This window comes from Sutcliffiella sp. NC1 (genome assembly GCF_027594365.1).
Taxonomy (GTDB): domain Bacteria; phylum Bacillota; class Bacilli; order Bacillales; family Bacillaceae_I; genus Sutcliffiella; species Sutcliffiella cohnii.
Genome location: NZ_CP115153.1, coordinates 1,250,396 through 1,262,461, shown reverse-complemented (window position 1 = coordinate 1,262,461; position 12,066 = coordinate 1,250,396). Strand labels below are relative to the sequence as shown.

Below are 12,066 nucleotides of genomic sequence, written 5' to 3'. Positions count from 1 at the left end.
CTACTCGTTATTATCCATAAGTATAGGCAGACAAGTTCAAATTTATTCCATAATCTATATATTCATGGAAGTTTAATTAGAGGATTTTTTTCCATCAGGGGTGTAAATACTTGAAGCAACAATTAGTAGACCTATCGGTAAGAGGTAACATTCTGGTCGTTTTAATATGAATAAAAGGTAGCCTTTTAAATCTACTCCGTTTACAAATAAGTTTAAATAGGCAAGTGTACTTATGCCTCCAGCAACGGCTGAGCCAAAACCTACTAAAAATATAAATGCTCTAATCATCTCTATCACTAACAATCTTCGTTATCATACTCGTTCCTCCTTGTCCTACTCTTTATTTACTATATTCTATGAGAGGTTGTGAAAAAAATGATAAAAATAAGGAGAAATAGGCACGTAATCTTGTAAGTAAGTTGAGTTGGAGGCGCTTTTCAGTAGGTCAACCTTGGAAATTTTTACTGTTTTTAAGTTAGTCCGTTTCACTTCGCTACAGACACTTGCTTTCCGCGGGGAGAAACGGAAGCCTCCTTGGCGCAAGCGCCTGCGGGGTCTCCCGATTCCTCTTCTTCCCGCTGGAGTCCAGTGTCTTCCGCTGCGTTCCACTCACGATTCTAAACCTTAAGTACAAACCTTTAACCTTAAAACCGTTCAAAAACTGAAAAACTATTTTCATTCGCAACGTTGCACATTTTCACTTTCATAGGTGTCTATCTTGGGAATAATTTAGGGTTTGAGCTTGATTTTTGCACTACATTTCTAAACTTCGAAAGGGGAAATTTTCCGGAAGTTTAAAACAAGTACGAGAAATATATGTATATCCTAAAGTTGTCTCATTTTATATTCTTTCTAAATATAAAAAAGTAGAAAAGCCAAGATTGGCATCTTGACTTTTCTACTTTTCTAAAGTTTTTGGATCTAACGCGTCACGTAGACCGTCTCCTATAAAGTTAAACGCTAGTACTGTAAATAAAATCATTAGACCTGGGAATAAAGGATACCATGGATGCTTTAACATAATCGTAAAGTTTTGAGCATCTTGTAACATATTACCCCAACTTGGTGTAGGTGGTTGAATTCCAAGACCTAAATAACTTAATGTAGATTCTGCTAAAATTACTCCTCCTACCGATAACGTTGCTGCTACTATAATTGGTCCTAAAGCATTTGGTAAAATATGCGAGAATATAATTACATAGCTTCTTGTTCCTATTGTTTTTGCAGCTAATACGAATTCACGAGTACGAAGGGATAGAAACTCTCCACGAACTAGACGTGCTGTTCCAGTCCAACCAGTAAGCGCAAAAATGATAATTAACTTATCTAATCCTGGCTCAAAGATTGTTACTAACGTAATTAATAAGAATATGTTCGGGATTGAAATTACTACGTCAACGACACGCATTAAAAACGCATCTATTTTTCCACCGAAATATCCTGCAACTGCTCCAATAACCGTACCAATCGTAATTGCCCCTGCAACGGAAGCGAAACCTACCATTAAGGAGACTCTAGCTCCGTATAAAATTCTAGCAAATACGTCACGACCATATCGATCTGTTCCTAACCAATGTTCTGCGTTTGGAGCCTGTAATCGATTAAGTAAGTTTTGCTGTTGATAAGGGAATTGTGTAACTAATGGTGCAAAAAGTGCTAGCCCCATAATAATCATTAAAATTATTGCCCCAACAACTGCTAGCTTATTGTTGAAAAACTTTCTAACAGTAATTTTCAGTAACGTATCCTGTTTATTTTTCTTGGGGTCTAACGATAAATTGGAATTAGGTTGTGTAGATGGTTGTGTTTGCATCGATGCTCCCCCTTTTAGTATTCAATACGCGGATCAAATACAGCGTAAAGTATATCAGCGATTAAGTTTCCAATTACAACAAGTACTGCAGAAATAACCGTAAGTCCCATTATTACAGGATAATCACGTTGGAATGCTGAATCGATAAATAACATTCCGATTCCTGGCCATGCAAAAATACGTTCTACAACAACAGATCCGCCAATAAAAGAAGGAAGCATTAAACCGAAGATTGTAATAATCGGAATTAAACCGTTACGTAATCCATGTTTATACACTACTTTGTTTTCTTTTAATCCTTTCGCTCTTGCTGTACGCATATAATCTTGCCTTAAAACTTCAAGCATACTAGATCTTGTATAACGTGTTAAACCAGCCATATCAGCTGTAGCTAAAACTAATGCAGGCATGATTAAGTGATGTATTCTGTCCCAAATACTAAAAGGTGCATTTAATGTAGCGACTCCACCAGTAGGCATCCATCCGAGCTGAACAGAAAATAGCATAATCATCATTAAACCGATCCAAAAGTTCGGAGTTGCTAGTCCTAAAAATGATGTCACTGTTACGGTGTAATCAGTTAAAGTGTATTGCTTCCTGGCCGAAATAATACCGAATGGTATCGATATAATTAATGCCAAAACTGTGGAAACTACCATTAGTAATAATGTGTTTGGTAAACGGTTCATGATCATTTCACTTACAGGTACACCACGACGAATTAAAGAGTTCCCAAAATCACCCTGAACCATATTACCAACCCATTTTAAATATTGAACATGAACTGGGTCATTTAAACCGTACTTTTCTTCAAATGCTGCTAAATCACCTTTACTAATGTTAGGGTCTAACATTAAGGAAGATGGTCCACCTGGAGCCATTTTGATGATCGCAAATGACAGAATAGTAATCCCAAACAATAACGGAATTGCCATTAAACAACGGCGAATAATATATGAGATCATAGCTGATTCTCCTTTTCTGTCTAAACTTTATGCGGGCTATTTTTAGCTTATATTAATACTGTAATGTGAACAGCATTGCTTTCAAATTCAACTTACATTCGACAAATTTTGTACAAATTTGAAGAAAAAAGGGAAAGGGACAACCCCTTCCCCTATTTCCTATATAACTATATTTTAGTTATTAGTTATTATTGTTTTAACCACCATTTGTGGATGTTGTAGTACTCTAAACGCGCATGGAACTCAAAGCCTTCTAAGTTTACAGGCATTGCACGGTGTGCGTTTGGATAGTATAAGAAAGTATATGGTTGATCTTCAGCGATCAATGCATTAGCTTGCTTAATATAATCCGCACGCTCATCACGGTCCATAGTAGACATGTTTAGATCCATTAACTCGTCAGCCTCTGGGTTAGAGTATGCAACGAAGTTTAAGCCTTCTTCAATTTCTTTAGAGTGGAAAATACCACTTGGATCTGGATCTGTAGATAATGCCCATCCTAAGATGATTGCATCGAAGTTCCAAGCTGGTGGGTTAACATCAGCTAAGAATGCAGACCATTCCATAATTTCAGGTTTTACTTCAATACCGATTTGAGCGAATTGCTCTTGAACTACAACCGCGATATCTTCACGGATTTTGTTACCTTGGTTCGTTTTTAAGCTGAAAGAGAATTTAACTCCGTCTTTCTCAAGGATGCCGTCAGCACCTGGAGTCCAACCAGCTTCTTCTAACATTTGTTTTGCTTTGTCTACATCGTAGTCAAATTTAGGAACGTTCTCGTCATAAGCCCAGCTTAATGGAGACTCAGGTACGTGAGCAACTTCACCGTCACCAGCCATGATAGAAGCAACGATTGCTTCACGGTCGATAGCGTGAGTTAATGCTTGACGTACTTCTTTTTCTTTGAATAAGTCGTTACGTAAGTTGTAACCTAAGAAAGTGTAAGATAATGCTAAACCAGATTCGATTTTAAGATCTCCAGCTTCTTCCCACTCTAAAACAGTGTGGTAGTCAGATGCAGGAACTGTGTAATAATGTACGTCACCTGTAGCTAATTGCGTTAATAAAGCATCAGCATCAGGAACGATTTTGTAAGTGATTGTATCTAAGTAAGGACGACCTTCATGGTAGTCTTCGAAAGCTTTAACGCGTACATATTGTCCATCTGCCCACTCGTCAAATACGAAAGGACCAGAACCGATTGGATTTTTCGTGTTAAACTCATGCTCACCTAAGTCAGCAACTGGAACGTCACCTAAAATATGTTTAGGTAAGATTGGGAATCCAAATGCTACGTGAATAGATGGGTCGATATCACTTAAAGTAATAACGATTGTTTTCTCATCAGTAGCTTCGATTGATTCGATTTTCTCGAAGTAACCTTTACGAGGACCATCATAATCTTCATGTAAAGGAATGCTTAAAGAGAATACTACGTCTTCCGCAGTTAGAGGCTCTCCATCATGGAATTTTAAGCCATCTTTTAATACGAAAGTGTTAACCATATAATCATCAGATTGATCCCAGCTTGCCGCCATAGAAAGTGTAGTTTCAAAAGAAGTGTCACTTCCAATTAGAGAATCAAAGATAAATCCTTCAATTGCAGAACTTGCAGTGTCAGAAGAATAGTAACCGTTAAATAATGTCGGGCTACCTGTAGAACCTAAGATTAGGTCTCCTCCATAAACAGGCTCATTGCTGTCTACTTCTTCTTCCTCATCTTCTGGATCATTGCCAGTGTTGTTAGTAGCGTTGTCAGTGTTGTTGGTGTTGTTGTTTTCGTTTCCACCAGTGCTACCACTACAAGCCGCTAAAAACATTGATAGTACTAATGCTAGTACGATGAATAATAAAGACTTTTGTTTTAGCTTCATCTTGTGTTTCCCCCTTTAAATTTTTAATGTTCTGAAAATGTTCGGTAAAATATTACCTTCCGTTTTCAATTTATATCATCGTTGCTTATCACCTATTATTCATATAGGTGACAAGCAACAAAATGATCAGGTTTAACTTCTTTAAATTGCGGCATAATTTCTCTACAAGCATCCATCGCAGCCGGACATCTAGTGTGGAACACACATCCTTTTGGAGGGTTTGCCGGACTTGGTAACTCACCTTTCAACACAATTCGTTCTCTTTTTACTGTTTGACCTTTTCTACGCAGAGTTGGTACCGCAGAAAGTAACGCTTGTGTGTAAGGATGAAGTGGATCATTATATAAATCATGCTTGTTAGCCAACTCCATCATTTTACCTAAATACATTACCCCTACACGGTCGCTTATGTGTCGTACAACACTTAAGTCATGAGAAATGAATATGTATGCCATTCCCATTTCTCTTTGTAGGTCTTGCATTAAGTTAATAATTTGAGCTTGTATCGATACGTCTAGTGCAGATACAGCTTCATCCGCAATAATTAAATCCGGATTTAATGCAAGTGCTCTAGCAATACCAATACGTTGACGTTGCCCTCCAGAAAATTCATGGGGATAACGACTAATATATGATGGGTCTAAACCAACTGTTTCTAGTAGGTTTTCAACCTTTTCATCTCGTTCTTTAGGTGTAAACAATTTATGAGTGTTGTATGGTTCTTTCAGAATAGCCCTTAATGTTTTTCTAGGATTTAACGTTGCAAAGGGATCTTGGAAAACCATTTGTATATCACGGCGAACGGTTGCGCGAAGTTCACCTTCACTCATTTGCGCAATATCTCTTCCTTTAAAGAAGATGTTTCCTGCCGTTGGTTCATAAAGCCTAATTATTGTTCTTCCTGTTGTAGACTTTCCACAACCAGACTCTCCAACTAGACCAAGCGTTTCACCCTTTTTCACAAATAAGTTTATGTCATCAACTGCCTTAACATTACCAACATTTCTTTGTAATAAGCCAGCTTTTATCGGGAAATACTTTTTCAACCCTCTTACTTCTAGCAAATAATCTGGGTTACTTTCTGTTACAATATTATTAATCTCGTTGTTCTTTGTATCTGTTGCTGTCATTGTACTGCCTCCTCCCCATCATATAAGAAGCACCTTACCGAACGGTTCCCATCTTCGTTTAGAAGATCTGGTATCTCGCTAAAGCAACGGTCAAATGCTTTCGGACAACGAGGAGCAAAACGACAACCTTGCGGTAAATTTGTTGGTGGTGGTACATTCCCCTTAATGGACTCTAATCTTGATATTTCATCTTCAATATTAGGGATTGAATTTATTAAGCCTTGAGTGTAAGGATGTAATGCGTCTTCGAATAAGTCCTCAACAGAAGCTTCTTCTACTACTTGCCCACAGTACATAACTACTACACGATCAGCAACTTCGGATACTACTCCTAAATCATGCGTGATTAATAGAATAGAAGTATCAAATTTATGACTTAAGTCCTTCATTAAATCTAGTATTTGGGCTTGTATTGTTACATCTAAAGCTGTTGTAGGCTCATCTGCGATTAAAAGCTTCGGATTACAGCTCATTGCAATTGCTATCATTACCCTTTGTCTCATTCCACCGGATAAACGATGTGGGTAATCATTTATTATTTCTGCAGCCCGTGAGAAACCAACAAGTTCTAGCATTTCAATTGCTTTTTTTATAGCCTCTCTTTTTGAAAGCTTTTGGTGAAGAGTTAATACCTCTGTAATTTGTTCACCAATTGTTAGTACTGGATTGAGTGAAGTCATTGGTTCTTGGAAAATCATTGATATATCGTTACCACGAACTTTACAAAGTTCATTTTCAGTTAATTTTGTTAAGTCTTTACCCTCAAACACTACTTCTCCACCAACGATTTTTCCTCCTGGACTTGGTACTAAGCCCATTATAGAAAGTGAAGTAATCGATTTACCAGATCCAGATTCCCCTACTAGTGCAACCGTTTCACCCTTTTTGATCGTGATATCCACACCATCAACAGCAGGCACCGATTCTTTTTTTCTGAAAAAGTGAGTTTGTAAATTCCTCACTTCTAATAAAGCTGACATAAAGCAGTCACCATCCTTTACTCTTTCGTTGCTACGTCTAAAAGGTGTTCTTTACCATATCTTTTTTATTGTTATAAATATTTTAAATACTTATTACACAAATATTACAAAAATATAAATCTATTTATTGGATACAGTAACTAATGAAGTTGTTTTGTAACATTATTTTAATAAACTAACTATGTCCTATTTACTAAATTGTTTGAAAATAGCTATCACATGTATGTATAATATTACAAAAACTTTACAAATTCAAGTGGAATTTTTAAAAAAACTAAAAATTTATTAAATTTCCATTTGGGCAAATCTTTAACATTTATTGATTATATTAAAAAATATGAAAAAAAACTAGCATTTTCGCTAGTTTTTTTTAATAATTCGACTTTTTTTACTATTCTTTCAAGGATTGTATCGTTTTATTATTTTTTTCAAATCATCTAACTGTAAAGATAGTAATTTTTGGTAGGGAAGTTTGCTTGTTTTTAACGTATTTTGAATTAAATAATAACCTATACAGTATCCTAACATTTTGGGATACCCGCGTTTTCCATATAATAGATTCATATGTTCTTTTTCATAGTTTTTCACATGTAGATTCGGTACAACAAATTGTAAATAGTATTTATTGCATGTTTCGTTATTGTAATAGTTGGTCCATTTCGAAACATAGGCTTCACCTAGTTGGTCTTTCACAGCACTTTCTGCTAAACCCTCTATTAAAATCGAATCAAAAAAAGTATATTCATCCTCTTTCTTTTTTTCTCTTCTTAACACACAAATGTGGTTATATTCGTGAGTTAATAGTGCTTTTAATTCGTTTTTATTTATATGCTCAGGTAAAAATAAAAACAACTTATCTTTAAAAGCAACACCTGATTTCCCGTTAAAATCTTTTTGAATTTCTCTGTTATATACATCAGACGGAAAGATAAACACTGGAATAGTAGGACCATTCCATTTTTTCTTTAATTCTTTGTATGCTTCCTGAACAATACCCCACACATCTTTTTCTTTAAGACTATCTATTGTCTCAAGTCCACCTCTAACAGGGCAATACATACCATGACTACGCAAATAATCATACAATTCCTTATCTGTAACATCTTCAAAAAATAATAAAAGTCTTTTACAAAGTTTTAACGGTTCAAAATAATCTTGTTGTAGCCATTTATCGGTTTGTATAATCGGCATTTTATACATCCCTTTACATATGTTTTCAACATTTTATGTAGAAGAGTTCAAATGGGTGAAAGGACTAAGTATTAGCTTATAAGCGATATTTACAAAGTCCCTTGTTGGAAATAGTTCTATTCCAGTGTTAAAAAAACACCCAAAAGTAAGATTATAAATCTAACTTTTGGGTGTAGTATTATTCGTATTTCTTAAATATTATCGTTGCGTTATGTCCTCCGAAACCTAATGAGTTACTTAAGGCAACTTTTACTTCTCTTTCAATTGCTTTATTTGGAACATAATTAAGGTCACATTCTGGATCTGGAGTTTCAAGGTTAATTGTAGGTGGAATTATGGACTGTTCAATAGCTTTGATTGAAAATATTGCCTCCACACCTCCAGCTGCACCTAATAGATGTCCTGTCATTGATTTAGTAGAACTAACCGCTATATTATAGGCATGGTCTCCTAATACTTCCTTAATGGCCATTGTTTCGTATTTATCGTTATATTCCGTACTAGTACCGTGAGCGTTAATGTAATCAATATCTTCCGGCTTTAGTCCGCCATCATTTATTGCCATTTTCATTGCTCTTGCTCCACCTTCACCAGCTGGTGCAGGTGCTGTAATATGATGGGCATCTCCAGTAGAGCCATATCCTACGATTTCAGCGTATATTCTTGCGCCTCTCTTTAACGCATGTTCTAACTCTTCCAGTACTAGAATTCCAGCACCTTCTCCCATAACAAATCCATCACGATTTTGGTCAAACGGTCTGCTTGCTGTTTTAGGGTCTGTATTGAATGATAATGCTTTCGCAGAGCTAAATCCAGCAAACGATATGTCTGTTAACGGCGCTTCTGTACCGCCTGTTACCATAACATCTGCATCTCCGCGTTGAATTACTTTAAAAGCATCTCCAATACAATTTGTTCCTGTCGCACATGCTGTTACTGTACAAGAGTTTACCCCTTTTGCACCTAATGCGATCGAAACCTGTCCTGTAGCCATATCTGGAATCATCATTGGTACAAAAAATGGACTAACACGTCTTGCACCTTTTTCTAAAAACGTTCTATATTGATTTTCGAACGTTTCCATTCCACCAATACCAGAACCTACCCAAACACCTACACGTGGAGCATTTGACTCATCAATTGTTAAATCGGCATCTTTTACTGCCATAAATGATGCTGCAACTGCGTATTGAGTAAATCTGTCCATTCTTCTTGCTTCTTTTTTATCCATAAATTTTTCAGGATCAAAATCTTTGAGCTCCGCAGCTACTTTAGCTGGAAACAACTCTTTATCTACTCTCGTTAAAGGTCCTACCCCCGAAACTCCGTTAATAGCATTTTGCCATGCTGTTTCTGCGTCATTTCCGATAGGTGTTACGGCTCCTAAGCCAGTTACAACTACTCGCTTTTTCATTTATTAGTACCCCTTTCAGTTACTTTCTTTCGATTATCTTCCCCAACGGATGGCAATAGCACCCCATGTTAAGCCGCCACCAAACCCGACCATCACTACTAGATCATCATCTTTTATTTTTCCATTTTCTAATTCTTCCACAATCGATATTGGAATGGAAGCTGCCGAAGTGTTTCCATATTTATGAATCGTTTTCGACATTTTTACAACTGGTAAGTTTAATCTTTCTCTTGCTGCTTCCATAATTCTAATGTTTGCTTGATGAGGAATAAGGAAATCTACGTCCTCTTTTGTTAAACCAGCCTTTTCGATAACATTAACTGCAGATTCTCCCATTTGACGAACAGCAAACTTAAATACTTCTCTACCATTCATTTGAATATATTCATCTTGATACAAATGTTTAGCTCCCGTACCGTCTGAACCTAACTCAAATGATAAAATACCTCTTCCTTCTGAAACTGGGCCTAACACAACCGCTCCTGCCCCATCTCCGAATAATACTGCCGTATTTCGATCCGTCCAATCGGTAATTTTTGAAAGTTTTTCTACACCTACTACTAAGATATGTTTATATACATTTGTTTCAATAAACTGTTTTCCTGTTATTATTCCGTACATAAAGCCTGCACAAGCTGCACTAACATCAAATGCTGCGGCCCGATGTGCTCCTATTCTTTCTTGAAGAATGCAACCTACAGATGGAAAAGGCTGATCTGGAGTTACGGTTGCAACAATTATCATATCAATTTCCTCTGCGGAAATACCAGCATTTTCAATCGCACGTTTAGCTGCTAATGTTGCCATATGTGATGTATCCATTGTGTCTTCAGCAACTCTACGCTCTTCTATACCTGTTCTTGTTTTTATCCATTCATCTGATGTATCAACCATTTTTTCTAAGTCTGCATTTGTTAGCACTTTTTCAGGTACGTAACGACCAATTCCCATTATCCCTGCATTCATTTCGCTACACCTAACTCTCTAAAATTTATTATCAATTATTATGACTTGGTACTAATTTTATATTATTTTTTGTTGATTGACAACTATTTAATAACTATTTTAAAGCTATTGATGGTTTTAACTGTAAATATAGGATTAAGTAATAGAAGTCCAGATAGAAATAATAAGGAAAAAACCTATTTATATAAGACATTTACCCAAACATGTTAATAGTAGCGGAATAAGATAGAAGTAGAAAGCAAAAGTACAGTATGTTAAAGGGGGATGGAATATGGAAAATAGTAAAGTGGAAGAGGTACAAGTACAAGAACAAGAAGTTGATCCTTTTACACGGTTAATGTTTGGAACACCTCCATCGGCACCAAAGACCGAAACAAAACAGAACGAAACACCAACACAAGAAGGAAGTTTACCTAATTACGATATCATTTTAGAACAAGTTGATTCTATTATGGAATCGGTCAACCGTTTAAAACCTTTAGTAAAAGAGTTATCCCCATTATTAGATTTAATACGAAAAAAATAGAGGACTAGAATGTTTCTAGTCCTCTTTACGTGCTAAACCTTCTTGTAAGCCAAGTTCGTATGCTTCATCCATTACTTTCGTTAGTAAAGAAATCATTGGTTGAATTTGTTCAAGATTCAACTCTACCCCTGACTCTTCAAGGAACTGTTTCGCTTCAGGTAAATGTTTCATGGCAATTTGCATATACAACATATTTTTTTCCATCGTTGTCACCTCTATTGTTGGTTTGGTAGTAGACCTGTTTGTTTATATAATGTAATATGATTTTCAATAGATCGTTGGAACTCTTCATCCACTAACGGGCTAAATGCACCTAGTGATATTACTTCGTCCTCAAAATCAAAAAATAGAGAGCCGGCAGTTAACTGCCCATCTTGAAAACGTCGTGCAACTATTTCGTAAAGCTCCGGTACATGTTGAATAGTACTCGTTAAAACTGTATTTTCTCCTAAATCTGATTGATCTGAGACGTATCCAATTGCGTATAAGCCTTTTTCTTTTAACGTATTAATTACAGGAATATTATATCCATCACCTGCTGGATAAACAATATCAACATCATTTTCTAACATTTCATTAAGCAACATTACCGCTAATTCTGGGTCGTCCCAATTTTGAGTGAATTCGATATGAACTTTTATATCTGGATTTTCAAAATAAGCACCTTCGAAATACCCGTCTACCTCTGGCTGCCATTCAAACGCAGCAAGCACACCGATATTATTCGTTTCTGTCATATGACTAGCTACCATCCCGGCAAAAAAGCCCATTGCATTAGCATTAAAATTTAAGGACGTTACATTTTCACCATATACTGCTGCATTAAAGCATACAAAATGAATATGTGGGTAATCTTTCGCTATTTCATTAAACACTTGTGCATATTGATTGCCGTGACCGAATATAAGATTAATTCCTTTTTCATCATATTCCTTTACTGCACTTTTTATAGAAGCTGATTCCTCTATCCCTTCCATATAAAATACATCTACGTTAAATTCGGATTGAATTTTTAACAATCCCTTGTACCCTTTTGTCCCCCATACTTGATCATGAATGGTATCTGGAACTAATAAGCCTACCTTATGTAATTTTTCTGATTGTTCAACTTGTCCACATCCTGCTAAAAAAAGGACAAGAAAGAATAAGAATGAAATAGTTCTTATTTTCATAAAAAAAGCACCATCCTAAAAGTGAGTTTTAG

12 protein-coding genes are annotated in these 12,066 nt (G+C 36.1%); 1 reads left to right on the top strand and 11 read right to left on the bottom strand.

Annotated features, from left to right (window positions below; all coding sequences use genetic code 11):
* Positions 1-72 precede the first annotated feature (72 nt).
* The 9 genes from O1A01_RS06340 to O1A01_RS06300 all read right to left on the bottom strand — a co-directional run bounded on the left by O1A01_RS06340 (position 73) and on the right by O1A01_RS06300 (position 10,336).
* Positions 73-288 (bottom strand): YuzI family membrane protein, encoded by a 216-nt coding sequence (locus O1A01_RS06340; protein WP_174522375.1) that lies wholly within the window; start codon positions 286-288, stop codon positions 73-75.
* Between the two features lie 610 nt (positions 289-898).
* Complete coding sequence (gene opp4C / locus O1A01_RS06335) at positions 899-1,813, bottom strand: oligopeptide ABC transporter permease (RefSeq protein WP_066416646.1); 915 nt, start codon at positions 1,811-1,813, stop codon at positions 899-901.
* A gap of 14 nt (positions 1,814-1,827) precedes the next feature.
* Positions 1,828-2,778 (bottom strand): ABC transporter permease, encoded by a 951-nt coding sequence (locus tag O1A01_RS06330; RefSeq protein ID WP_066416648.1) that lies wholly within the window; start codon positions 2,776-2,778, stop codon positions 1,828-1,830.
* A 188-nt stretch (positions 2,779-2,966) separates the two neighbouring features.
* The gene (locus O1A01_RS06325) at positions 2,967-4,655 is read right to left on the bottom strand and encodes a peptide-binding protein (RefSeq protein WP_066416650.1); all 1,689 of its coding nucleotides are present in this window, start codon (positions 4,653-4,655) and stop codon (positions 2,967-2,969) included.
* Positions 4,656-4,750: 95 nt separating this feature from the next.
* Positions 4,751-5,785 carry an ABC transporter ATP-binding protein gene (locus O1A01_RS06320; protein ID WP_066416659.1) on the bottom strand — a complete coding sequence of 345 codons (1,035 nt, stop codon included), beginning with the start codon at positions 5,783-5,785 and terminating at the stop codon, positions 4,751-4,753.
* The gene (locus O1A01_RS06315) at positions 5,782-6,765 is read right to left on the bottom strand and encodes an ABC transporter ATP-binding protein (RefSeq protein ID WP_066416660.1); all 984 of its coding nucleotides are present in this window, start codon (positions 6,763-6,765) and stop codon (positions 5,782-5,784) included. Before O1A01_RS06315 ends, O1A01_RS06320 begins: the two co-directional genes overlap by 4 nt.
* A 399-nt stretch (positions 6,766-7,164) precedes the next feature.
* Positions 7,165-7,956: a DUF2268 domain-containing putative Zn-dependent protease gene (locus O1A01_RS06310; RefSeq protein ID WP_066416661.1), complete on the bottom strand. Its 792-nt coding sequence runs from the start codon at positions 7,954-7,956 to the stop codon at positions 7,165-7,167.
* 178 nt (positions 7,957-8,134) lie between these two features.
* Positions 8,135-9,370 (bottom strand): beta-ketoacyl-ACP synthase II, encoded by a 1,236-nt coding sequence (gene fabF / locus O1A01_RS06305; protein ID WP_066416662.1) that lies wholly within the window; start codon positions 9,368-9,370, stop codon positions 8,135-8,137.
* Between the two features lie 33 nt (positions 9,371-9,403).
* Complete coding sequence (locus O1A01_RS06300; protein ID WP_270065803.1) at positions 9,404-10,336, bottom strand: beta-ketoacyl-ACP synthase III; 933 nt, start codon at positions 10,334-10,336, stop codon at positions 9,404-9,406.
* A 271-nt stretch (positions 10,337-10,607) separates the two neighbouring features.
* On the opposite strand from O1A01_RS06300, the gene O1A01_RS06295 reads away from it, so the two are divergent.
* The gene (locus O1A01_RS06295) at positions 10,608-10,862 is read left to right on the top strand and encodes a hypothetical protein (RefSeq protein WP_066416664.1); all 255 of its coding nucleotides are present in this window, start codon (positions 10,608-10,610) and stop codon (positions 10,860-10,862) included.
* 15 nt (positions 10,863-10,877) lie between these two features.
* Here O1A01_RS06295 and O1A01_RS06290 read toward each other — a convergent pair whose 3' ends face one another.
* Together O1A01_RS06290 and O1A01_RS06285 are read right to left on the bottom strand one after the other, a co-directional pair.
* Positions 10,878-11,066 carry a ComZ family protein gene (locus O1A01_RS06290; protein WP_066416667.1) on the bottom strand — a complete coding sequence of 63 codons (189 nt, stop codon included), beginning with the start codon at positions 11,064-11,066 and terminating at the stop codon, positions 10,878-10,880.
* Between the two features lie 11 nt (positions 11,067-11,077).
* The gene (locus O1A01_RS06285; RefSeq protein ID WP_066416669.1) at positions 11,078-12,034 is read right to left on the bottom strand and encodes a BMP family ABC transporter substrate-binding protein; all 957 of its coding nucleotides are present in this window, start codon (positions 12,032-12,034) and stop codon (positions 11,078-11,080) included.
* Positions 12,035-12,066: the final 32 nt, after the last annotated feature.